At 49.3% G+C, this 22,782-nt stretch carries 21 protein-coding genes and 1 riboswitch; of the genes, 15 read left to right on the top strand and 6 right to left on the bottom strand.

The features are described 5' to 3' along the window. Positions 1-55 precede the first annotated feature (55 nt). Positions 56-2,413, top strand: coding sequence for an S-layer homology domain-containing protein (locus ACKTT9_RS37210; RefSeq protein ID WP_407869891.1), 2,358 nt, complete (start codon positions 56-58; stop codon positions 2,411-2,413). Between the two features lie 162 nt (positions 2,414-2,575). Here the strand turns inward: ACKTT9_RS37210 and ACKTT9_RS37205 are convergent, their stop codons facing one another. Further along, positions 2,576-2,737, bottom strand: coding sequence for a hypothetical protein (locus ACKTT9_RS37205; protein ID WP_186456555.1), 162 nt, complete (start codon positions 2,735-2,737; stop codon positions 2,576-2,578). A gap of 171 nt (positions 2,738-2,908) precedes the next feature. On the opposite strand from ACKTT9_RS37205, the gene ilvA reads away from it, so the two are divergent. From ilvA to ACKTT9_RS37175, 6 genes are all read left to right on the top strand, one after another. Beyond that, on the top strand, positions 2,909-4,165 hold the full coding sequence (gene ilvA / locus ACKTT9_RS37200; RefSeq protein ID WP_315954518.1) for a threonine ammonia-lyase IlvA: 1,257 nt from the start codon (positions 2,909-2,911) through the stop codon (positions 4,163-4,165). A 70-nt stretch (positions 4,166-4,235) separates the two neighbouring features. Beyond that, a riboswitch (cyclic di-GMP riboswitch) is annotated at positions 4,236-4,324 on the top strand. 86 nt (positions 4,325-4,410) lie between these two features. Further along, positions 4,411-5,940: a putative bifunctional diguanylate cyclase/phosphodiesterase gene (locus ACKTT9_RS37195; RefSeq protein ID WP_407869890.1), complete on the top strand. Its 1,530-nt coding sequence runs from the start codon at positions 4,411-4,413 to the stop codon at positions 5,938-5,940. Between the two features lie 265 nt (positions 5,941-6,205). After that, on the top strand, positions 6,206-7,276 hold the full coding sequence (locus tag ACKTT9_RS37190; protein ID WP_407873186.1) for a BMP family protein: 1,071 nt from the start codon (positions 6,206-6,208) through the stop codon (positions 7,274-7,276). A 127-nt stretch (positions 7,277-7,403) separates the two neighbouring features. Further along, on the top strand, positions 7,404-8,945 hold the full coding sequence (locus tag ACKTT9_RS37185; RefSeq protein WP_407869889.1) for an ABC transporter ATP-binding protein: 1,542 nt from the start codon (positions 7,404-7,406) through the stop codon (positions 8,943-8,945). Further along, positions 8,938-10,017, top strand: a complete 1,080-nt coding sequence (locus ACKTT9_RS37180) for an ABC transporter permease (RefSeq protein WP_157318301.1) — start codon at positions 8,938-8,940, stop codon at positions 10,015-10,017. Before ACKTT9_RS37185 ends, ACKTT9_RS37180 begins: the two co-directional genes overlap by 8 nt. A gap of 1 nt (position 10,018) precedes the next feature. Further along, positions 10,019-11,002 carry an ABC transporter permease gene (locus ACKTT9_RS37175; protein WP_127456797.1) on the top strand — a complete coding sequence of 328 codons (984 nt, stop codon included), beginning with the start codon at positions 10,019-10,021 and terminating at the stop codon, positions 11,000-11,002. Between the two features lie 503 nt (positions 11,003-11,505). Here ACKTT9_RS37175 and ACKTT9_RS37170 read toward each other — a convergent pair. Continuing rightward, a complete protein-coding gene (locus tag ACKTT9_RS37170) occupies positions 11,506-12,363 on the bottom strand; it encodes an AraC family ligand binding domain-containing protein (RefSeq protein WP_407869888.1) in 858 nt (285 codons plus the stop codon). Positions 12,364-12,561: 198 nt separating this feature from the next. Here ACKTT9_RS37170 and ACKTT9_RS37165 point away from each other — a divergent pair, with 198 nt between their 5' ends. The 7 genes from ACKTT9_RS37165 (at position 12,562) to ACKTT9_RS37135 (ending at position 20,061) form a co-directional block, all read left to right on the top strand. Then, complete coding sequence (locus tag ACKTT9_RS37165; RefSeq protein WP_407869887.1) at positions 12,562-13,743, top strand: galactokinase; 1,182 nt, start codon at positions 12,562-12,564, stop codon at positions 13,741-13,743. Beyond that, positions 13,744-14,730 (top strand): UDP-glucose 4-epimerase GalE, encoded by a 987-nt coding sequence (galE, locus tag ACKTT9_RS37160; protein ID WP_157318298.1) that lies wholly within the window; start codon positions 13,744-13,746, stop codon positions 14,728-14,730. 25 nt (positions 14,731-14,755) lie between these two features. Beyond that, the gene (locus tag ACKTT9_RS37155; protein ID WP_407869886.1) at positions 14,756-16,336 is read left to right on the top strand and encodes a UDP-glucose--hexose-1-phosphate uridylyltransferase; all 1,581 of its coding nucleotides are present in this window, start codon (positions 14,756-14,758) and stop codon (positions 16,334-16,336) included. Between the two features lie 404 nt (positions 16,337-16,740). Further along, positions 16,741-17,730: an acryloyl-CoA reductase gene (locus ACKTT9_RS37150; protein WP_407869885.1), complete on the top strand. Its 990-nt coding sequence runs from the start codon at positions 16,741-16,743 to the stop codon at positions 17,728-17,730. A gap of 59 nt (positions 17,731-17,789) precedes the next feature. After that, positions 17,790-18,647: a carbon-nitrogen hydrolase family protein gene (locus tag ACKTT9_RS37145; RefSeq protein WP_157318295.1), complete on the top strand. Its 858-nt coding sequence runs from the start codon at positions 17,790-17,792 to the stop codon at positions 18,645-18,647. A gap of 26 nt (positions 18,648-18,673) precedes the next feature. Then, the gene (locus ACKTT9_RS37140) at positions 18,674-19,372 is read left to right on the top strand and encodes a GNAT family N-acetyltransferase (RefSeq protein WP_407869884.1); all 699 of its coding nucleotides are present in this window, start codon (positions 18,674-18,676) and stop codon (positions 19,370-19,372) included. Between the two features lie 17 nt (positions 19,373-19,389). After that, positions 19,390-20,061: a GNAT family N-acetyltransferase gene (locus ACKTT9_RS37135; RefSeq protein ID WP_407869883.1), complete on the top strand. Its 672-nt coding sequence runs from the start codon at positions 19,390-19,392 to the stop codon at positions 20,059-20,061. Positions 20,062-20,113: 52 nt separating this feature from the next. On the opposite strand, the gene ACKTT9_RS37130 is transcribed toward ACKTT9_RS37135, so the two are convergent. After that, positions 20,114-20,563, bottom strand: coding sequence for an SRPBCC domain-containing protein (locus tag ACKTT9_RS37130; RefSeq protein ID WP_407869882.1), 450 nt, complete (start codon positions 20,561-20,563; stop codon positions 20,114-20,116). 92 nt (positions 20,564-20,655) lie between these two features. On the opposite strand from ACKTT9_RS37130, the gene ACKTT9_RS37125 reads away from it, so the two are divergent. Next, positions 20,656-21,456, top strand: a complete 801-nt coding sequence (locus tag ACKTT9_RS37125; protein ID WP_407869881.1) for a DUF6597 domain-containing transcriptional factor — start codon at positions 20,656-20,658, stop codon at positions 21,454-21,456. Between the two features lie 55 nt (positions 21,457-21,511). Here the strand turns inward: ACKTT9_RS37125 and ACKTT9_RS37120 are convergent, their stop codons facing one another. The 3 genes from ACKTT9_RS37120 to sigY are packed head-to-tail and all read right to left on the bottom strand — an operon-like array spanning position 21,512 to position 22,625. Next, entirely contained in the window at positions 21,512-21,736 is a 225-nt protein-coding gene (locus ACKTT9_RS37120; protein WP_127456785.1) for a sigmaY antisigma factor component, read from the bottom strand. Then, complete coding sequence (locus ACKTT9_RS37115; protein ID WP_407869880.1) at positions 21,726-22,103, bottom strand: DUF5345 family protein; 378 nt, start codon at positions 22,101-22,103, stop codon at positions 21,726-21,728. Before ACKTT9_RS37115 ends, ACKTT9_RS37120 begins: the two co-directional genes overlap by 11 nt. Beyond that, the gene (gene sigY / locus ACKTT9_RS37110) at positions 22,104-22,625 is read right to left on the bottom strand and encodes an RNA polymerase sigma factor SigY (RefSeq protein ID WP_407869879.1); all 522 of its coding nucleotides are present in this window, start codon (positions 22,623-22,625) and stop codon (positions 22,104-22,106) included. Between the last annotated feature and the right edge of the window lie 157 nt (positions 22,626-22,782).

The following is a 22,782-nucleotide window of genomic DNA, read 5'->3' as shown; positions in this document are numbered from 1 at the left end:
TCCAGCGTCAAGGGTTATTATGGTAATTTTTAATTCCTAAAGGAGGAAGAGGACTTTGAAATTAGTCAAACAAGCAGGAACGTTAGTACTAGCTTCAAGTTTGTTGCTCACGGCTGCTCCAGCCGTTTGGGCCAGTGAAGTAAGTGTAGACAGTAAAGCCATTGCAGTGCCTGCCTATCCCGGCGTCGTCGACAGCAAGATGTTAGATGCCAAAATTACGAAAGAACAAGCGATAGAGCGGGCCAAAGCGTATATCACGCTGCCTGAAGGCTTCAACTTTCAATCGATTAGCTTAAATGCTTACTATGGCTCAAATGGCAGAAATATCCCGACATGGAACATTAATTATGTGAAAAAGGTAAAAGATCAGACCTACGGTTATTTGAACGTATCGATTAATGGCCTGGATGGAACGCTGACGGCTTATTCAATGAATGACAATGATCCGGATCATAAACCGGCGTATCCGCCGAAGGTTGACTTCGCTGCAGCCAAAGATGTCGCTTCCGCCTTTATTGCTAAAGTGAATCCAGACAAGCAGAAAGAGCTGCTGTACGACGATTCGGAAGAGAAAGCGTTCCGCACACCGTTGAACGGGAATTATCAGTACAACATCCGCTTCGATCGTTCGGTTGACGGTGTTCCTTTTACTGCGAATGGTATCTCAGTAAGTGTGAACGGCGATGGCCTAGTTACGAATTATAATTACAATTGGTCTGATGACGTTACCTTCCAAGCGAATACCGGGCCTGTTACGAAAGAAAAAGCTGCTCAATTATTCCATGACAAAGCGGATCTTTCGCTACTCTATCAGATTCCATATGGTACTAAAGGCAAAAAACTACCGATTATTTCTTACATGATGGGAGCGTTTTCGCTGAATGCGCTAACCGGTGAAGTATGGAATCCGGTTCCGCGTACGGAAGATTCCAAGCCTTTAACGGACAAACCGCTGGCTGAACGTCCGACGGCTGCTTTGAACCTGACGAAGGAGGAAGCCGTGAAGAAAGTCATTACGGTGTTCAATCTTTCCTCGGACTACAAGCTCCAAGAGGCTACCTACAATGAAGGGACGAACCCTGAAACCGGGGAAACCAACTCGAATTGGAACTTAAGCTGGAACACCGTTTCTGAGAAGGACCCGACTGGCAAGATTGCCGGAAGCGGAGTCTGGGCCAATGTAAACAGCAAAACCGGAGAAATCACCAATTTTAACAGCTATGTGCCGTACAGCCCTGATAACAATAAGGACATTGAAGGTAAGGTTTCCTTAGAGGATGCTGTTACCAAAAGCGTAGATTTCGTGAAAACGCAGATTCCTTCCTACACGGACCAGTTGGTGCTCAGCCAGCCATCCGCCAAGGATTACTCGGAAGAGCAGCTGAAGCATATGCGGAATTGGGATATTCGCTTTAATCGCGTCATTGATGGTGTCAGTGCAGGTGGTGAGGGTGTAACCATCAGCATCGACCGCGTGACGGGCCAAATTATGAACTATCAATTCGGACTCAGTGACATGCCTTATCCGAAGCAAAAACCGGAGATTCTGGCGCTCGACAAGGCCAAGGAACTGTGGCTTTCCCAGTTCGATATTAAACTGAACTATGTGCTCGAATATGGCGGATCCAATGGCGTAATGCCAATTGAGAAATACAACCTGATGATCGCTGCGGGAGAAATTCCTCCAACTGCAGCAGTCACCAACGCAAATGAGAAATTAGAAGCCAAGCTTGTCTACACGCTTATTCCAAAACTCAACCGGGAACCCTTCCTGCTTGATGCGCAAACTGGACAATGGAGAAACAGCCAAACAGGTGAGGTTATGTCCCTGGATAAAGTGACTGTCAGTGACATTGACAACCACTGGGCTAAGAACGAGCTTCAGCTGATGCTGGACTATCAAGCGCTTGATGTGCAGGATGGCAAGGTTAATCCTGATCAATTGATTAAGCGGGGCGAGCTGGTTAAAATGCTGGTTATCGCGATGAATGGCGGGAACGGCGGCATCTATTATGGAGCGGATCGCAAAGCTTCCTTTGCGGATGTGAGCAACGCTTCCCCTTATTTTGCCTATGTCGAAAATGCGGTTGACCGCGGTTTGCTGGACGTTGGCGCTGATTTCAACCCAGAGGCTACGCTAAGTCGCGAAGAAATGGCACAATTGATCGTTAAGGCACTTGGGTACAAAAACCTAGCGAAATTCGACGGCGTGTTCAACAGCCAATTCGCGGATGCCGCTGAAGTTAAGCAAGTAGGTACCGCTGCGATTGTGGTAGGGCTTAACATTATGTCCCTCAACGACGGCAAGTTTGCGCCGCAACAAGAAGTGTCAAGGGCTCAAGCAGCAAGCGCGTTTTACCGCTTCTTGCAGAAACGGGCGGAACTGCAGGACCAGCCACGTTATTACTACTAGGAAGCGGGCAAGAAGACGGATGAAAGGCATATGAATCTCGTGTCACCTCAGTTCCCCAATGATGCGAGATTCGCGTGGCCATTAACGTGTACACTGAAAAAAGGCTATCTTACAGGTCATAGACCCGCAAGATAGCCCTTTCTTCACGCGCTTATTCATGTTCTAAAACATTGGAAATACATAATGAACTAAGAAATATAGAACTCCGAAGATGATAATAATGTAAGCAGCATACTTGATGAAGGTGGAGGCTACTAAGCTGGAATCCGATTTTTTCTCCACATGGCGTTCTTCAATGTCAATATTACGTGGCTGTGTCGACATAGCAATCACTCCCTTATAAGTATCTTGCTAGTTAATACCCGCCATATTTTGGAGTGAAACATTAGCATTCATAAAATGTTCCAATAATATTTTCTTACAGGCGCTCCTCAGTATGCTACAATAATCTTTAAAATTTATTACGCATATTGGAGAGAAAGGAAGTAAGAGAAAATGGTTGTTTCCGGAAAAGTAGGTTTGGAAGAAATTATTAGGGCCAATCATGTGCTCAGCAAGGTGATCGAACCATCGCCTCTGCAACGCAATGAGCTGCTCTCTAACTTGTATGAATGTAACGTTTATTTGAAACGTGAAGATATGCAGGTCGTTCGTTCTTTTAAAATTCGCGGAGCGTACAATGTGATCCAAAGCTTGACGCCGGAAGAACGCGAAGCGGGAGTCGTGTGCGCAAGCGCCGGCAATCACGCGCAAGGCGTTGCTTACTCCTGTAAGCAGTTAGGGATTGAAGGGAAAATCTTCATGCCAACGACGACGCCTAGGCAAAAAATTTCGCAGGTGAAATTATTTGGCGGCTCTTTTGTAGAAGTCATTCTGACAGGGGATTCTTTCGATGATTCCTCCAATCACGCCAAGGCCTACTGCGCCAAAGAGAACAAGGTGTTTATTCACCCCTTCGATGATATTCGTACGATCGCGGGACAAGGGACTGTCGGTCTGGAAATCATGAATCAGATGTCCGATACGCCGGACTTTATCTTTGCAACTATCGGCGGCGGCGGTCTTGTAGCCGGTGTGGCGACTTATGTGGACAGCGTTTCTCCGCGTACCAAGATTATTGGCGTTGAGCCAGAGGGCGCTGCAAGTATGCAGGAGTCGCTCAAGCAAGGCAAAGTCGTAACCTTGTCTACGATTGAGAAATTTGTAGACGGTGCAGCTGTGAAGCAGGTAGGCGAGCTTACCTTTGATATTTGCAAAGAAAAGCTGGACGATATCGTTGTTATTCCTTCAGGCAAGGAATGCACGACGATCCTGGAGCTTTACAACAACAACGCCATCGTGATCGAGCCTGCAGGGGCTCTGCCTGTTGCGGCGCTTGATGCTTACCGAGATCAAATTCGCGGCAAAAACGTAGTTTGCATCATCAGCGGTGGTAATAATGACATAGACCGGATGCAGCAAATCAAAGAAAGATCGCTAGTGTACGAGGGCTTGAAACACTATTTCATTCTTAATTTTCCTCAGCGTGCAGGCGCTTTGCGTGAATTCCTGGAGGAAGTTTTGGGGCCGACCGACGATATTACCCGATTTGAGTATACGAAAAAGAATAATCGGGATGATGCTCCAGCACTAGTCGGCATCGAGTTGAAAAATAAAGATGATTATGAGGGCCTTATTGAGCGTTTGTCCCGCAAGGACTATGATTACATCGAGATCAATAAAGATCCTAAACTTTTCAATTTGCTAATTTAACTAAAAATAGGCAGAGTAGAAAAAATTATGATATAGTTAAATAGTCCTGCTTTTTCTTTGTTTACCTGAATATTGTAAAAGGCAAACTTGCCGAAAGGTAAGGACGCAAAGCTCCGGGTCTTAGGTTGCCGCCGCAACGATGACGGCTGGGCTGCCGAGAGGAGCAGTTTACCGATACAGGTACGCCTACGGCTATTCCAAATGGAATAGCCTTTTTTGATGACCGGAATGGAGGTTCCCCACGAATGAGAAGCCTTTTTATAAAGTGGATTCAACAGATGAAAGATCAGGAGCTGCGCTATGTGGGCATCCTTGGTTTCTTTCTGCTGACGGCTAATCTACTTGCTGCTGCTTCTTTTACATTTACCCCGAAGATGATCTTGTTCGTCCTCATTCAAGCACTCATTTGCTTCTTTTTTGCCATTCGCATCCGTTACTTGCGGCTTAACAGCATCGAACAGGAGGAAAAGAGTAAGCAGCTGGCTTACTTGGCCTACCATGATACATTAACGGGCTTGCCAAATCGACGGCTGTTCGAGGATCGCTTAAAGCGTGTGCTTCTTCATGCTCAGCGTTATGACCAGCTTGCGGCAGTTGTATTTCTCGACATGGACAGATTCAAAGAGATTAATGATTCTTACGGCCATGCCTCTGGCGATCAGCTCATTCGTTTGGCTGCGGAGAGATTGTTAGGTTGTCTGCGTGGTTCTGATACGGTGTATCGGCAGGGCGGCGACGAGTTTATTATTTTGCTTGAATCTTTTACCAAGCCGGAAGACGTCAGAGCAGTGGCTATACGCATTCAAAATGTGCTGGATGAACCTTTTATCCTGGATGGAAAAACCGTTACGATAACCGCTAGTATGGGGATTGCGTTATATCCGCTCGATGGGACTAAGCCCGAACAGCTTCTTCAGCGTGCGGATGAAGCGATGTACGAGGCCAAAAACCATGAGAATAACCGCTTCCAATTTTATGCCTCAGATATTGATACGATGGTGAAGAGTAAAGCTCACATGGAGAATGAGCTGCGCTTGGCTCTGGAGCAGGAACAGTTCGAATTACGGTATCAGCCGCAATATGAAATCGCAGGCCGTAAGCTCATCGGTACGGAGGTCAGCCTCCACTGGGAGAAGGGGTCCAAGCAGCTGAGCAAGCTCATGGATTGGCGGAAGGCAGCCGATGAACTGGGATTCATGGTCCCTATTGGCAAGTGGGCGTTTCAGGCTGCATGCCGGCAGATGAGGGACTGGCAGAACGCTGGGCAAGAACCGCTCAGAATGACGTTCACCATTAAATCTTCGCAGTTCAAAGATGATCATTTTATTGCACATATAGCTGATGTACTGCAAGAAACAGGTATCGATCCCAGGTTGGTCGAGCTGGACCTTACGGAAAGCATCACGTCTTCCAACGTGCAGGAAGCTAGCAAGAAGCTGACGATGCTGAAAAGGCTAGGCGTACGCATTGCCATGGATGACTTGTGTACGGGGCTTTTTACACGAAGCGGGCTGGAGGGTATGCCGCTGGATAGTGTGAAGCTGGACAGCACGCTGATCAGAGACCTAGTCGATGATGACGAGAATCAACTGCTTGCAGCTGCTATCGTTCGGATGGCCCACCGATTAGGATTGAAGTTAATTGCGAAAGGTGTCGAAACGGAAGAGCAATTCGAATACTTGAAATTTCTGCAATGTACGGAGGTGCAAGGAAAACTGTTCAGCAGTCCGCTATCCTCGGGACAATTCCTCACATTGATGACCAAAAAAAATTAAAATTGGTCATCTAGATTTTATTGACCGGCGGTAGTATAATAAATAATTGGGGCTTAAAACCTATATTGTGGGGCTACACAAAAAGACCATGTCAACTTGGTTAACATCACGAATTATGATCATTTGCCGTAGGATTGCTTTTCACTGAAGTACCGAAGTGATACACTCGGTCTATGATCAGACATACATATTTTAACTGATTCTGGTCAACCTAGAATGTGGGATTTAAGGTACAATTTTAAATTTATTTTTGGGGGTAAAGATGATGAAAAAAGTATTCACAACAGCGCTAATGGCTGTCACTGTGTCCGCAGTTGCTTTGACAGGTTGCGGTGCCAAAAAAGAAGAAACCAAACCGGCCGCTTCCGCTTCACCAGCAGCAAGTAGCGCAGCATCCGCAGCACCAAGCAACAACAGCGGTAAAGATTTCAAAATCGGCATGGTCACAGACATTGGTGGCGTAAATGATAAATCTTTTAACCAAAGCGCATGGGAAGGTTTGCAACAATTGAAGAAATCAACTGGCGCAAACGTTAAGAACCTAGAGAGTAAAAGCGATGCGGACTACACGCCGAACTTGAACCAATTCGTAAAAGACGGCTATAACCTGACTTGGGGTATTGGCTTCTTGATGGGTGACGCGCTTAAAACGGTTGCAACTCAAAACCCGAATGCTAAACTTGCGATTATTGATAACGTTGTAGAAGCTCCAAACGTAGAATCCGTAACATTCTCCGAGCAAGAAGGTTCTTACCTTGTAGGTGTGGTTGCAGGTCTTACGACAAAATCCAACAAAATCGGTTTCGTTGGCGGTATCGACATCCCGGTTATCAAACGCTTTGAGGCTGGTTTCGTAGCCGGCGTGAAAGCAGTTAACCCTAATGCGAAAATTCAAATCAACTATACAGGCGCGTTCGACAAACCTGACCTTGGTAAAGCGGCGGCAGCAACTATCTACAACGATGGCGCAGACATCATTTTCCACGCAGCTGGTTCCACAGGTAACGGTGTATTCAACGAAGCAAAAGACCGTGCGAAAAACGGTAAAAAAGTTTGGGTTATCGGTGTAGATAAAGACCAATCCCTTGAGTTCGGCGATGAAGTAACACTGACTTCCATGTTGAAACGTGTTGACAACGCGGTTGCTCGTGTTTCCAAAGACGTTATCGACAACAAATTCCAAGGCGGCAAAAACGTTACACTGGGTCTGAAAGATGACGGTGTAGGCCTTCCGGAAACTTCCAAGAAAAACGTGACTCCGGATATCTTGAAAAAAGTTGACGAGTACAAAGCAAAAATCATCAGCGGCGAAATTAAAGTCCCAGAAACTCCATAATACGGGTATAATAAGCATAGCGGTTACGAACGATAGGTTTCCTTTGTTCAAACAAGGCTAGTTACAATAACTAGCCTTGTTCTTAGTTTTGAGGGTTTTAAAAAAAATTGATCCTTAGGGTGATCTGATGAGTGAAATAGTCCCTGTTGTTGAGCTTAACAACATTACGAAGAGGTTTCCGGGCATCGTGGCGAACGATGCGATCAGCTTGAAGCTGATGAAGGGTGAAATCCATGCCTTGCTAGGCGAAAATGGTGCGGGTAAATCCACATTGATGAATATTTTGTTCGGGCTGTATCAACCGGACGAGGGTTTTATAAAAGTGCAAGGCAACGAGGTTTCCATTGATAGTCCGAATCGGGCGATTGAGCTGGGCATCGGGATGGTGCATCAGCATTTTAAGCTTGTACAACCGTTTACCGTAACGGAGAACATTATTTTGGGCATGGAGCCGAAAAAAGGGCTTAATGTCGATATTAGAACAGCGCAAGAGAAGGTGCGCAAGCTATCTGAGCAATATGGGCTTCGCGTTGATCCAAAAGCAAGAATTGAAGATATTTCCGTCGGCATGCAGCAACGCGTAGAAATATTGAAAACGCTGTATCGCGGCGCCGATATTCTCATTTTTGACGAACCAACAGCTGTACTGACGCCGCAAGAAATTAGTGAATTGATGGTCATTATGCGCAATCTTGTGAAAGAGGGCAAATCCATCATTCTCATTACACATAAGCTGAAAGAAATCATGGAGATTGCTGATACCGTAACCATCATTCGCCGCGGGAAAGTGATCGATTCCATTGCAAGCAAAGACGCGAATCCACAAATTTTGGCTGAGAAAATGGTCGGGCGCGATGTCTCCTTTAAAGTGGATAAAAAAGATGTGAAGCTTGGGGAACCTGTTCTCCAGGTTAAGAACCTGGTTGTTCGGAATCAACAGGGACTGGCTGCATTGAAAGAACTTAATTTCGAAGTGAGAGCCGGAGAAATTCTGGGTATCGCGGGTGTAGACGGCAATGGCCAAAGTGAATTGATCGAGGCGCTGACAGGGCTGCGATCTATTGATAGCGGGCAGGTATTGCTAACCGGAAGCGATATTACAAACCATACGCCGCGAGAGATCTCGGAGGCAGGTTTGTCGCATATACCGGAGGACAGGCATAAGCATGGACTCGTGCTTGATTTCTCCATGAGTGAGAACATGGTGTTGGAAACTTATTTCCATCCTGCCTATAACAAAGCGGGTTTCCTCAATTATGAAGCGATAGACCGCCATGCGGAGGCTCTGATCAAGCAGTTCGACGTAAGGACGCCAAGCATTTATAATAAGGCTCGCTCTTTGTCGGGAGGAAACCAACAGAAAGCAATTATTGCCAGGGAAATACACAAGAATCCGGACCTGCTCATTGCTGCTCAACCAACGCGCGGATTAGACGTAGGGGCGATTGAATTCGTGCATCGTCAACTGATCGAGCAGCGCAACAAGGGCAAAGCGGTTTTGTTGATTTCTTTTGAGTTGGATGAAATTATGAACGTATCGGACCGTATTGCCGTTATTTACGAAGGACAGATTGTGGGAGAAGTGCTGCCGCAAGAGACGAACGATCAAGAGATCGGACTTCTGATGGCTGGCAGTAAGCGCACAGGGAAAGGAGCTGCTCATGAATAAGGTTGCTCGTATTTTTACAAGTGAATCTGCGGTGAATCCCATCGTGGCGATTGTGCTCGGGCTGTTATTCGGAGCGCTCGTCATGCTGGCAGGTGGCTATAATCCGATTGCTGCCTACGGAGCGTTATTTGCCCGTGTTTTCGGAAATTCGTATGACATCGGGGAATCGATTCGTGCGATCACGCCTTTGATTTTGACGGGGTTATCCGTTGCATTTGCATTCCGGACAGGCCTATTCAACATCGGAGCTGAGGGGCAGTTCGTCATGGGAATGACGGGGGCTACTTTTATCGGTGTGAAAGTGACAGGTCTTCCATGGATTATTCATGCGCCGTTGGCCGTTATCGTCGGAGCGCTTGTTGGCGGACTCTGGGGAGCTATTGCGGGTTACTTGAAAGCAAAACGCGGAGTTAACGAGGTAATCACAACGATCATGCTCAATTGGATCGCGTTATTCCTGTCGAACTATATCGTGAATACATTCTTATTGGAGCCGAAGCAGCAGCGTTCTTATATGATTCAGGACTCGGCTTCGCTTAGCATTACTTGGTTGTCGGAACTAATGAACCATGCCAGGATTCACTGGGGCACCGTGATTGCGATCCTCGCGGCCATCGTCTTCTATATCATTCTTTGGAAAACAAGACAAGGTTACGAGCTGCGTGCCGTAGGCCATAATATTGATGCTGCGAAGTATGCGGGCATGAACGTGAATCGCAACATTGTGAAAGCGATGTTTATCTCGGGTATTTTTGCCGGCCTTGGCGGCGTATTTGAAATTCTCGGTGTGTTTCATTATCAAGTCGTTGCGGCAGCTTCGCCTGGTTACGGCTTTGATGGGATTGCAGTATCCTTGCTGGGCGCTAACAATCCGCTCGGGATTGTCCTAGGGGCCGCGCTGTTCGGCGGATTATCCTACGGATCGGCGGGAATGAGCTTCGGGGCCGACGTGCCGCCGGAAATTATCCGCATCGTTATCGGCTCGGTGATTTTCTTCGTAGCCACACAAGGCATCGTCAAATGGGTGCTCATCCCGTTCTATAGCAAACGCAAGAAAGAGAGGGCGTCGTAACATGGACCTGCTCACAATGCTTAACGCGTTTTTCACGAAATTCAGTGAACTTATTAACACAACGCTCGTATACTCGACAGCGCTGATTTTCGGTGCTCTTGGCGGTATTTTCTCGGAGCGCTCCGGCGTGGTGAATATCGGGATTGAAGGGCTTATGGTCTCCGGAGCCTTCGCATCCGCGGTTGGCGCTTATTATGCGGAAGAGGCGAACATGGGGGTTTGGTCCCCGTGGATCGGCTTGCTGACGGCCATGCTGTTTGCGCTTATCTTCGCGCTCATTCATGCAGTAGCGACTATTACTTTTAAAGCGAATCAAGTTATCAGCGGTGTCGTGATTAACTTCTTGGCTGCCGGCGTCACGCTGTTCCTGGTTAAAGTGTTATTCAATGGCGCTGGTCAAACGGAAACGTTAAATGATGTATTTTCAAAATGGGAGTTTCCGCTTTTGTCGAAAATTCCTTATATCGGATATGCTTTCTTTACTGCTTATCCGACAACCTATATTGCTCTAATTCTCGTTGCTGTTACGTATTATGTGCTGTTCAAAACACCATTCGGTCTGCGCCTTCGCTCCGTCGGTGAGCACCCAAGTGCCGCAGATACCGTAGGGATTAAGGTTAAGCGCGTGCGTTACATCGCTGTTTTGATCAGCGGTCTGCTTGGTGGCCTTGGCGGTGCAACCATCACATTGACGACAACAAGTACTTTCTCGCATAGTACGATTTCCGGCCAAGGCTTTATTGCGATGGCTGCGATGATCTTCGGCAAGTGGCATCCGTTTGGCGCACTTGGCGCTGCCGTTTTCTTCGGTATGGCGCAGGCGCTCAACAACTTCATGCGGTTGTTCGATTTCTCCAAGAATATCCCGCAGGAGTTCCTCTACATGCTGCCTTATGTGTTAACGATCTTGGTTCTGGCAGGCGCAGTAGGCCGGGCGAAAGCGCCATCGGCTCTTGGCGAGCCTTACGATCCGGGTAAACGATAAGAACTATGAAACACCTCTTAGAAAAGACATTGAAAATACCCCTTGGGGTAGATTCTATGGAATTCTAAGGGGTGTTTTTTTGTGTGTAGGGAACTAGAGGGCCTTATTTCGGCGAAATGAGCCGATTTGAGGTGGCGGGCGGAACTACAGGGTCTTATTTGCACCCGAATCGGAGTGGTTCGACCAAAATCAGCAAAATAAAGGATCACAGTTCCCTTGAGGGACGTATGATGGGGGTTTCTTGTGAAATAAGGGACTGTAGTTCCCATTGAGTGGCTCGGGTAGCCTGTGGTGGTACAAGTCCTCAAATCCGCAAGTCCGCAGTCCGCACACAGCCCGCAACCGCGACCTCTCAATCGCGAACCTCGAATTTCGAACCGCCGCCCCCTTGAATCCCGAACCGTAACTCACCCTCCCAAACCCCAAACCCCCGACCTTCGCCCCTCGCCCCTCGCCCCCGGAACCCCCGCGAGCCTCCCTAAACAGACACCAATCACGCATCTTCACAGCGATTTGATCTGATTCCGGTACTCACTCGGAGAAACGCCGTATAAGCGGCGGAATTGTTTGGAAAAATATAACGGATCATAAAAGCCGACAGAAGCTGCGATCTGCTCAATCGTCAGTTCCAGCCGTTCGCGCAGCAGTTGGCGTGCTTTATCCACACGAAGCTTGAGCAGAAATGTCACGGGCGTGACCTTGGTGTGGCGCTTGAAGAGGCGAGACAAATAGGCGCGGTTATAACCCAGGCTCTCTGCCATCATTTCAATCGTAATCGGCTCGGCATATTGGGTGGACAAGTAGTGAATGGCCTGCTGCACGATCCGGTCGCTCTCTGCTTCTGAGACGACGCCGGCTATTGTAGACGCGGATAGAGCTTCGCAGTACTCGCCTAATAGAAGGAGTAAATAGCCGATGGACTTCAGCTGGGCACTCACTTTCTTGGCTCGCAAAGCTTGCTGAATATGGCGAAACAAGACGGGGATATGCCGATTGCGTTTGTTGTGCAGGATAGGCTGCAAAGGGTTGATGCCTGTTGAAGCGACCAAAGAGGAAGCTTGTTCGCCAGTAAAGGCAATCCAACAGTAATGCCACGGATCGTTGTCATCCGAAACATAGCTGATAAGCTGCTCCGGCTCGATGATGAAGCTGTCTCCCGCGCCTAGCGCATACTCTTCCCCCTGCGTGGAAAATACGCCCCTCCCTGAAATGACATAGTGAATTAAGTAGTAATCGTACACTTTAGGGCCTAACCGATGCACGGGCTTAGTCTGACTCTCACCTGCAAAGAGCACGGTCAAAGCACTCTCTGAGGATGGCAGTGGGTTCGAAACGACATAATAGCTTTCCTGCTTGGGCATGGCTTTCTTCAGCTCCGTTGATATGTCCTTATGCTCCTTTTAATTTACCATACTTAGCAGCTAAGTAGAAATGTTGAAATCACATTTTTCCATGTGAAAATAACATGCTTCCATAGCCAACACTGGATTCTTCTCTTATACTGAAGTTACAAACTTGCTCCTACATCATACTCATAAAAAACTAAAGGCGGTGCCAGAATGGCAGATTTGCAAGCTTTAAAAGACACGTTTATTGAAATTTACGGGGAATCCGCAGCACAAATTTCAGCGTTCCATGCTCCAGGCCGGGTTAACCTGATCGGTGAGCACACGGATTATAATGGCGGTTATGTATTCCCTGCTGCATTAACGTTCGGAACGACACTGCTGATCCGTCCAAGACAAGACCGTGTCATCGGATTTGCATCGACCAATCTGGCCCTTCGCAAACAAATTTCCATAGATGACTTGACCTATCAAGAGGAAGATAACTGGATCAACTATCCGAAAGGAATCTTTGCCCACTTGGCCAAAGAAGGTATGCCGGTTACGAAGGGCTACGATCTTTTGTTCCACGGTGAAATTCCGAACGGCGCTGGACTTTCCTCTTCGGCTTCCATCGAGGTAGTAACGGCCTACGCCCTGGAGACGCTTGAGAAGTATCCGATTGATACGGTGAAAATCGCCCTTCTGGCGCAAAAAACAGAGAATCAATTCGTTGGCGTGAACTGTGGGATCATGGACCAATTTGCAGTAGCCAATGGGAAAAAGGATCACGCGATCCTGCTCATGTGCGATACGCTGGAGTACCGCCATGTGCCGTTCCATAGCGGCAGCTACAAGCTGGTGATCGGAAACACGAACAAACGCAGAGGCCTTGTCGACTCCGCTTACAACGAAAGAAGAAGCCAATGTGAGCAGGCGGTCACTTATTTGCAAAAGCAGTTCCCATCCCTCACATTGCTTGGTCAGTTAAACCTGGAGCAGTTCAACGAATTCAAATACTTGATCCCGGACGAAACTGTTCGCCGCAGAGCGCAACACGTTGTAGAGGAAATTGATCGGGTACTCAAGTCGATTAAAGTTCTAGAGCAGAATGATCTTGAAGCTTTTGGCCAATTGATGATTGGCTCCCATAACTCACTGCGTGATCTCTATGAAGTAACAGGCGTTGAGCTGGATACAATGGTTGAGGCAGCTCTGAAAGTTCCAGGTGTGCTAGGTGCTCGTATGACTGGCGCAGGCTTCGGCGGATGTACAGTTTCCTTGGTTCACGAAGACAGCGTACAAACATTTATCGATCAAGTTGGCAAAGAATATACGGAAAAAACAGGATTGACGCCAAGTTTCTATGTATGTGATATCGGGAATGGCGTCGAACAAATCGGGGAGGTATTGTAAATGGCGATTCTAGTAACGGGTGGAGCTGGCTATATCGGTTCGCATGCAGTGGCTGAGCTGCTGGAAAAAGGGGAAGAGGTTGTTATTGTCGATAACTTGCAGCAAGGGCATAGAGATGCCGTGCTTGGTGGCAAGCTGTATGTCGGTGATCTGCGGGACAGCGCGTTTCTGGATACTGTTTTTTCGGAAAACAGCATTGACGCTATCATCCATTTCGCAGCAAATTCGCTAGTTGGCGAGAGCATGACGAATCCTGCCAAATACTATCACAATAACGTGTACGGAACGCTTTGCCTGCTTGAAAAAATGAACCAATATGGCGTGAAAAATATCGTGTTCTCATCGACAGCAGCGACTTACGGCGAGCCTGAGAACATTCCGATCCTGGAAAGTGATCGTACCCTGCCGACGAATACGTATGGCGAAACGAAGCTGGCAATGGAAAAAATGATGAAATGGTTCGACACGGCCCATGGCATCAAATATGTATCCCTTCGTTATTTTAATGCAGCGGGCGCACACGCCGGCGGCAAAATCGGCGAGGATCACAGCCCGGAGACACACCTGATTCCAATTATTTTGCAAGTAGCACTTGGTCAGAGAGCTCATATCTCCATTTATGGCGATGACTATGCAACGGAAGACGGCACTTGCGTGCGCGACTATATCCACGTTAGCGATTTGGCGAGCGCCCACGTGCTTGCGGTAGAGAAGCTGCGCGGCGGAGCAGAAAGCAATATTTATAACCTGGGCAACGGCACAGGCTTCTCGGTAAAACAAGTGATCGATATCGCCCGCAAAGTAACAGGGCATGCGATCCCTGCAGTTATCGAACCGCGCAGAGCAGGTGACCCTGCTACCTTGATCGCCTCCTCTGAGCGTGCAAGAACGGAACTAGGCTGGAAGCCTAGCCGCGATTCTTTGGAATCCATCATTGAGAGCGCATGGAATTGGCACCAAAATAACCCGAGCGGTTACGCGGAGTAAGCTTGTTTAGAAAGGAATGAAGCACATGGAACGGACAGTTGAAGCATCGCAGTTAACGGCATTGACCATAGAGAGGCTCCTTCAGTTTGCGAAGCAAAATGGACTTATCGAGCAGTTGGATGTCTATACTTCACGAAATGCATTGCTTGATTTATTCGGGCTTGCTGAGCCTTATGCAGGAGAAGTGCCGGATGAGAAGTTAAGCAGCCCTGTATCCCTGTTGGAAGATCTGCTGGATGCAGCTTTCGAGGCAGGCCTTCTGGAAGAGAACACAGCCACGTATCGGGATCTGTTGGACGCACGGATTATGGGCCTGCTCATGCCCCGTCCTTCCGAGGTTGTCAATCAATTCTGGAACACGGCGAAGACCAGTGGGGTCGAGGCGGCAACGAATTATTTTTATAAACAATCGATTGATTCCAATTATATCCGAATGGATCGTATTCAGAAAAATGAATACTGGCTGGCGGGGACCGCTTACGGTGATCTTGAGATTACGATCAATCTCTCCAAGCCGGAGAAGGATCCGAAGGAAATTGCCCTGCTCAAAACGCTGCCACAAAGCAGCTATCCCGCCTGTCTGCTCTGCGCAGACAACTTAGGGTATGCCGGACGTGTGAATCACCCGGCAAGGCAAAATCTGCGGTTCATTCCCTTAGAGCTGGATAACGAGAAATGGTACTTCCAATATTCGCCTTACGTGTATTACAACGAGCACAGCATTATTTTCCATGAAAAACATATTCCGATGAAAACAACGCCGAATACGTTCTATCGTTTGCTCGATTTCATCGATCAATTCCCGCATTACTTCATCGGTTCCAACGCGGATCTGCCAATCGTGGGCGGTTCGATTCTGAATCACGACCACTTCCAGGGCGGACGCCATCAGTTCCCGATGGAGAAAGCTCCAAGCGAGCAAACATTCGCGAACGCTGAGTTCGCTGGCGTGAAAGCGGCCATCGTGAAATGGCCGATGTCGGTCATTCGCTTGAGCGGCCATAACAAGCAGCAGCTCTACAAGCTGGCGAGCAAGCTGCTCGAAGACTGGCGCGCCTACAGCGATGCGGAAGCGGACGTCCTCGCCTTCAGCGAGAAGGACGGACAGCGGATCCCGCATAACACGATCACCCCAATCGCCCGCAACAACGCACGGGGCGAATACGAGCTTGATCTGGTGCTGCGGAATAATCGCACCAGCGCCGAGCATCCGGATGGCATCTTCCATCCGCATCAGCACTTGCATCACATCAAGAAGGAGAACATCGGCTTGATTGAGGTAATGGGGCTGGCGGTACTGCCAGGCCGCTTGCAAGAGGAGCTGGCGGATATCGCCAAGATCCTCACGGGCGAAGCCGACTTCGGCAGCGCAATCCGCGAAGAGACCGCTCATCCGCTGCATAAGCATGCGGCTTGGATCGAGGCGATGATTGCGAAGCACGGTGCTGCGCTGACGGCAGACGGCGCGAAAGCGGTGCTGCAGGAGGAAGTCGGCAGCAAGTTCATGGACGTGCTGCTCGACGCCGGCGTGTTTAAACGCGATGAAGCCGGGCAAGCGGCTTTCGAACGGTTTTTGATAGCTGCTGGCTTTGCGCAGCAGCAGTAATAAGAGGAACTCCCTGGTCATGTCGGCCGGGGAGTTTTTTGCGATTTGTGGTGGGGGAGTAGCATTCCCATTCCGCGTGCCGTTAGATGAACTACAGGGCGCTATTTCAATGGGAATAGCGCATGGAGCCGGCGAGGGGGAACTACAGTCCACTATTTTGTCAATTTTGGTGGAACTAAGCCGATTTGAGCGTGAATAAAGCCCTGTAGTTCCACCTGAACCCACAAATAGGCCGATTCCCCAGAAATAAGGCCCCGTAGTTCCACTCGTGCAACCGCCCCTTACAATTTTCATCGCAGCGTCGAAACCTTTGAATACTGAACACGATTTTAGTAAACTAAATGGGTAGTAGATGGAAAATTCACTTGATTGAATCCTATGAGGACCGAGGAGGCTAAACCAGCATGGATAGCTTTAAGGCGTTAGTGGTGGAGAAGACGGAGGAGCATTTTTCCACCCAAGTGAAAGAGCTACGAATAGAAGATTTACCTCCGGGTGAAGTGACGATCCGCGTGCGCTACTCGGGTATTAATTATAAAGATGCGTTGGCTTGCACGCCGAACGGTCGCGTTGTGCGGAAGTACCCCATCGTGCCAGGGATCGATCTGGCAGGTACAGTTGCGGCTTCGTCAGACCCGCGCTTTCGCGAGGGCGATGAGGTGCTTGTGACCAGCTATGAGCTGGGAACTGGACATTACGGTGGGTTCAGCGACTATGCGCGCGTCCCGGCCGACTGGGTTGTGCCTTTGCCGGAGGGGCTGTCCCATCGTGAAGCGATGATACTGGGAACGGCGGGCTTCACAGCGGCTCTTTCGATTCAGCGCATGGAAGAGAACGGGCTGAGCAAGGAGAAGGGGCCAATCCTCGTCCGTGGCGCTACCGGCGGAGTAGGTAGTAACAGTGTATCGATGCTGGCCGCGCTCGGTTATGTGGTGGAAGCCAGTACGGGCAAGTCCGCCGATCATGCGTATTTGCTCGAATTGGGCGCGGAGCGTGTAGTGCCTCGGGAGGAGTTAGCTCCATCCGTCAGGAAACCGCTGGACAAGGAATATTGGGCGGGTTGCGTCGACCCAGTAGGAGGCGAATCGCTTGCCTATGTCCTGAGCCGGATGAAGTACGGCGGGTCCGTAGCGCTGAGCGGAGTGACAGGTGGCGGTGAATTTGCCGCGACAGTGTTTCCTTTTATACTGCGAGGCGTGAACCTGTTGGGTATTGATTCGGTGTATTGCCCATCCGAGGTTCGGAAGTCCCTGTGGGAGCGGATGGCTGGGGAATTAAAACCGCAGCTGCTTGAGCGGATGATGTACAAAGAAGTGACATTAGACGGGGTTGTTCAGGCGACGCAAGAGGTTTTGGACGGGAAAGTGAGAGGGCGAGTGCTTGTTAGCTTGTAACTCTGGTAATTCCTGTAATTCTGGTTTACAGAAATGATGACAAGTTGGGAGAGATGACGTTGAAAATGCGAGTTTCGGCGGTGCAGTACCATCTGCACACGATACACAATTTTGAAGAGTTCGCGGCGCAGGTGGAGCATTATGTGAAGGTGGCGCAGGAGTTTGAGGCGGATTTTGTGCTGTTTCCTGAACTGTTCACGACACAGTTGATGTCCATTGGCGATGAGCATGGCAAAGCGCTGCCGATTGAGGCACTGCCGTCGTTTACTGAGGCCTATCGGACGCTTTTCCAAGGACTGGCGAAGCAAACGGGCATGCACATCATTGGCGGCACGCATATTACCTCTGAGGAGGGCAAGCTGTATAACACGGCCTTTTTATTTTATCCGGACGGGCGTGTCGGCGAGCAGAAAAAGCTGCATATCACCCCGACCGAGGTGAAGGAATGGAATATGGGGGCTGGGGATTCCCTGCAGGTTTTTGACACGGACAAAGGCCGTATCGCGATACTCGTCTGCTATGACGTAGAATTCCCGGAAATCGTCCGAATGGCTAGAGCCCGCGGCGCTGATGTGCTGTTTGCTCCTTCCTGTACGGATGACCGGCACGGGTTCCACCGAGTGCGTTATACCTGCCATGCACGAACAATTGAGAATCAAATCTACGTCGTTACGACAGGTACAGTCGGCGCTCTGCCAACAGTTGATTTCATGAGGGCGAATTTCGGGCAAGCCGCGGTGCTTACTCCGAATGATGTGCCTTTCCCTCCAAAAGGGATCATGGTCGAAGGGGAAATCAACGGTGATATGGTGGTCACAGCCGATTTGGATCTGGATTTGTTAACCCTCGTCCGCGAAAAAGGCTCTGTCACCACATGGCGTGACCGCAGGACGGATCTGTACACCGATTGGTCCTAATCAGGGCGAGGGGGGGTATGCCTAGCATGGTGGATACGAATGCGAACAAATTTTACGCTAAAAAGTTGTACGTCTTCGACGACCACAAGCCCATTGAGGCGGTCATACGCAATTATGAAAAAGCGGATATGGACGCGCTGATTCGCGTTCAGCAGGAAAGCTTTCCACCGCCTTTTCCGTCGGAGTTATGGTGGAATGAGGAGCAGCTCACGGAGCACATTACAAGATTCCCCCAAGGCGCACTCTGTGTAGAGGTGGAGGGGAGGATTGTTGGCTCCATTACGGGATTGCTTGTCGATTATGACGAAGAGCATGCTGCTGATCACAGCTGGTCGACGCTAACCGACGATGGCTACATCCGTACGCACCGGCCAGACGGCGATACCCTGTATATTGTGGATATCTGCGTGATGCCCGCATACCGCAAGTTCGGTCTTGGCAAATGGATGATGCAGTCCATGTATGAGGTCGTTGTGCATTTGGGGCTGCGCAGATTGCTTGGCGGAGGGCGGATGCCGGGGTACCACAAGCAGGCTGAAACGATGACCGTGGAGGACTATGTGAAAGCGGTCATGGCAGGGGTCTGCAAGGACCCGGTGATAACGTTCCTGCTGCGCTGCGGGAGGACGCCGGTGCAGGTTGTGCCGGATTATTTGCAGGACGAGGAGTCACTGAATTATGCACTTTTGATGGAGTGGCGGAATCCATTTCGAAATAGGACGTAAAGGAGCTTGAGGAACTAATGGAATACATACGGATAACAAGTATAGACAACCCTTTGTTTCGTGCGATGCATGATCTGATGAAGGAGGTATTCCCACCGGAAGAGGTGCTGGAATATGCCCTGTGGAAAGAACCGTTGGAGGACCCGGGCATTCGGGTGTTCGTCGCTGTGCACGAAGGGAAGGTCGTTGGTACGACAGAGTATCGCTATTATGACGATTTTCAAGTGGCGATGACGGACTTTACGATTATTGGTCAAGCGGGTCTTGGCATTGGCCGTTTTCTGGCACGCAAACGTTGGAATGACCTGGTGGCTCTGGCGGCTGAGTCGGGCAAGCCGATGCTGGGGATGTTCGCTGAGATCTACGATCCGTATCGGATCGAAGGGCATCCGTTCGGCGGCGTGAAGCCGATGGACCCTTACGTACGGCGAGAAGTCTTGTCGCATCTCGGTTACAAGCGGATTGATTTCCCGTATGTGCATCCTTCATGGGAAAACAACGGGGAAGCAGTGGAAGAGCTGGATCTTTGCTTCCTTCCGACGGATGAAGATGCGGAGGAGATCAGCGCGAAGCTGGTTGCGACGTTCCTGCGCCGTTACTATGCCGTTCTTGCGAATAAACCGCAAGCTTGGCATGTCATGGTCGAGGGGCTTGAGGGGAAAGCTTCGCTTGCACTTTTACCTTTATAATTGGAGAAAAGGCTATCTTAAGGCGTGTTGCTCCTTGAAGATAGCCGCTTTTTTACCAACCAAAGTCTAATGTTTTGCCAGTCTCCGCTAGTGTCTTAATATTGCTTAAAATCATCCACCAGCTTGCTTTCGTTCTCTCGAAACTTGGGTGGTTCGGTGTCCATTCATCATTGATGAGCGTCATTTTGGTGCAGCTGCCGACCGTCTCTAACGTAAACGTCATCCGTGACTGAAAATCCGCATGATTCGGATTATAGGACGGGCCTGCATGCTCGATGCAGGAGAGAAGTTTCTCCGGTTCATAGGCGAGAATCGTGCCATAGACATGAACCGTTTCATCACCGTCATTGCCTGGCCCAATGTACCTGAAGTCAGAGCCGATCTCGAACGTGGTCTCCAGTACGCTGCCGAAAAGAATTTTACGCGTCCCCTCCGGTGTCACCAGAATATCCCACACTTCTTTGCAAGTTGCACCAATATAAAATTCGTATTTTAATTCCAACTTAAACTCACTCCCTCGGCATGTGTTAAGTTTATGATAGAAGTTTGTACGCTCCAAGTATTGTAAAAACGCGACAAGGAGTGATCGGCGTCATGTCAGACCTTATCAAGCCCAGTCTAGGCATTATGAATCTGCAGCAAACTGCACGGAAATTTCAGCTTTCCAGGGTGGCTCCCTCGGAGGATCTGGCTTTTTTCATTCGCCATTATTGGATTATTCGATGGGATTTAAGAGGCCAAGAGCCTTATACCCAGCACGTCATTCCGAATCCTTGCGTCAACTTGGTCGTTGAGCCGGGTCAATCGGCGATTTATGGTCCTGGAAAAGAGAAATACGGCCACCACTTGGAGGGGCAGGGATGCGTTTTTGGCGTGAAATTCAAGCCCGGCGGTTTCTACCCGTTATTCAAGCGGCCGGTTTCCGGTATGCAGGCAAGCCCGCTGAGCGTTCAGAACGTCTTTGATACCGAACCGCGGAGGTTAGAGAGCGACATGTTTGCGCAGACGGATGAACCGCAAATGGTAGCGCTGATTGAACGAATGATCCGGCCTAAGCTGCCGGAACAAGATGCGCAGGTAACCTTTATCAATGAGATCATTGATTATATTAACGAGCAGCCGGATATCACGAAGGTAGACAGTCTCTGCGAGCACTTCCATGTGAACAAAAGGACGCTGCAACGGCTTTTCGACCACTATGTGGGCGTTACGCCCAAGTGGGTCATTAAGCTGGCCCGCATTCAGAATGCGGCGGAAATGACCGATGTGAGCGTCAGACCAAACTGGTCGAAGCTGTCGATGGATCTGGGGTATCACGACCAGTCGCATTTTATTAAGGACTTCAAGTCCATTATCGGCCAGACGCCGGATGAATATGCCCGGCAGGCGCAGTAATAGTGAAAAGAGCCGGCCCATAAGTGGGCTGGCTCTTTTCACTGTTAAAGGCTATTCAATTCCCCTTGCCCGAGAAGGTGCGGTGAATCTTGCGCACCGCAAACAAGTACACGATGAGCGGCGTCGGTGCCTGAAGGATACCCCAAATCCCCCAAAACCAAGGATACCGAGCACTCCTCTTGCGCGCATCAACGAATAGCCATGTGCTTTGCACGAGCAGAATAAGGGCGATGCCAATCCAAGCCCATATAGGTAGTGCATCCCAATTTTCATGTTTCATGTGAATCCACCTGCTTTCTGAAGAGTAGCCAAGCTAGCGGCGCAATGATCGCCAAAGCTTGGAAGGTAATGAAAGTAACCGGCTGTGCAGCTGCGACCATGAAGAGGAGATAGAACAGCAGCAGGGCGGTGCCCCACAGCTTGAGCAGATCACCGAGCAGCCGCGAACGCTGCTTTCTTTGTACGGCGGCGATTTGTTGATCGAACCAAGCGCTGTTTGGACGCGAGGCAGGGAATAAGCCGTCGAACGCGTCTAGCCCCTGCTGCAGCCTAAGAACGTCAGCCTCATTGGCAGAAGCTTCGGTCTCATCCTCTGAAGATCCGCTTTGCTGAGGCTTTTTATGATTAGCGTCCTGAAAGTCGTCCATCTACTCGAGCTCCTTTCGCAAATGTTTCAAAGCGTTATGCACTCTCGATTTGGCAGTCCCTTCCGCGATGGCAAGGATTTGACCGATTTCTTCATAGGTGTAGCCGTAGTAATGCTTGAGAATAACCGGAATGCGGCTTTCCTCAGGCATTTCAGCCAAGGTGTTCAGCACATCGGGCCAATCCTCGTTCCGGCTTTCGGCGTGCCACTGCATCTGACGCAGGGCCTGCACCTGCTGTTCCTCCTGCCACTTTTTTTCGCGTTTGCGCCGCCGCGCCTGATCAATCATCAAACGGGTGGCTATCGTGATCAGCCAAGAGGAGAACTTGGATTTTGCGTTGTACAAGTTTATTTTCTCGATGCATCGAATCATGGTATCTTGCGTCAGGTCCTCCGCCATGGACGGATTCAGCGTTATTTTCAACAAATATTTGTAAACAAAATCATAATGCTGCTGTAACAGCCGGGACAGAGCGGTGCGATCTCCCCGCGTTGCCCGATCAAGCCAATCTTGCTCTTCCAAGTCAAGGGTCACCCTCTCTGCCTGAATTCTTAGATAGTACGAACAACAGGGATCAATCGTTCACGGTGCACGAAACTTTATGTAAAATCATTTATTAGCTTACCACGCCGAAGAATAGACATGTATAATGACAGTAGGCAAGCAACTAAGTAGGTAT

Source organism: Paenibacillus sp. P36, assembly GCF_045866505.1.
Taxonomy (GTDB): domain Bacteria; phylum Bacillota; class Bacilli; order Paenibacillales; family NBRC-103111; genus Paenibacillus_E; species Paenibacillus_E chondroitinus.
The sequence above is the reverse complement of the archived record's forward strand: the minus strand, read 5'-3'. Positions and strand labels throughout refer to the sequence as shown.

Coding starts and splice junctions, on each gene's coding strand:
- ACKTT9_RS37205 (WP_186456555.1), bottom strand. CDS start 2,737: ATGTCGACACAGCCACGTAATATTGACATTGAAGAACGCCATGTGGAG.
- ilvA (WP_315954518.1), top strand. CDS start 2,909: ATGGTTGTTTCCGGAAAAGTAGGTTTGGAAGAAATTATTAGGGCCAAT.
- ACKTT9_RS37195 (WP_407869890.1), top strand. CDS start 4,411: ATGAGAAGCCTTTTTATAAAGTGGATTCAACAGATGAAAGATCAGGAG.
- ACKTT9_RS37190 (WP_407873186.1), top strand. CDS start 6,206: ATGAAAAAAGTATTCACAACAGCGCTAATGGCTGTCACTGTGTCCGCA.
- ACKTT9_RS37185 (WP_407869889.1), top strand. CDS start 7,404: ATGAGTGAAATAGTCCCTGTTGTTGAGCTTAACAACATTACGAAGAGG.
- ACKTT9_RS37180 (WP_157318301.1), top strand. CDS start 8,938: ATGAATAAGGTTGCTCGTATTTTTACAAGTGAATCTGCGGTGAATCCC.
- ACKTT9_RS37175 (WP_127456797.1), top strand. CDS start 10,019: ATGGACCTGCTCACAATGCTTAACGCGTTTTTCACGAAATTCAGTGAA.
- ACKTT9_RS37170 (WP_407869888.1), bottom strand. CDS start 12,363: ATGCCCAAGCAGGAAAGCTATTATGTCGTTTCGAACCCACTGCCATCC.
- ACKTT9_RS37165 (WP_407869887.1), top strand. CDS start 12,562: ATGGCAGATTTGCAAGCTTTAAAAGACACGTTTATTGAAATTTACGGG.
- galE (WP_157318298.1), top strand. CDS start 13,744: ATGGCGATTCTAGTAACGGGTGGAGCTGGCTATATCGGTTCGCATGCA.
- ACKTT9_RS37155 (WP_407869886.1), top strand. CDS start 14,756: ATGGAACGGACAGTTGAAGCATCGCAGTTAACGGCATTGACCATAGAG.
- ACKTT9_RS37150 (WP_407869885.1), top strand. CDS start 16,741: ATGGATAGCTTTAAGGCGTTAGTGGTGGAGAAGACGGAGGAGCATTTT.
- ACKTT9_RS37140 (WP_407869884.1), top strand. CDS start 18,674: ATGGTGGATACGAATGCGAACAAATTTTACGCTAAAAAGTTGTACGTC.
- ACKTT9_RS37135 (WP_407869883.1), top strand. CDS start 19,390: ATGGAATACATACGGATAACAAGTATAGACAACCCTTTGTTTCGTGCG.
- ACKTT9_RS37125 (WP_407869881.1), top strand. CDS start 20,656: ATGTCAGACCTTATCAAGCCCAGTCTAGGCATTATGAATCTGCAGCAA.
- ACKTT9_RS37120 (WP_127456785.1), bottom strand. CDS start 21,736: ATGAAACATGAAAATTGGGATGCACTACCTATATGGGCTTGGATTGGC.
- ACKTT9_RS37115 (WP_407869880.1), bottom strand. CDS start 22,103: ATGGACGACTTTCAGGACGCTAATCATAAAAAGCCTCAGCAAAGCGGA.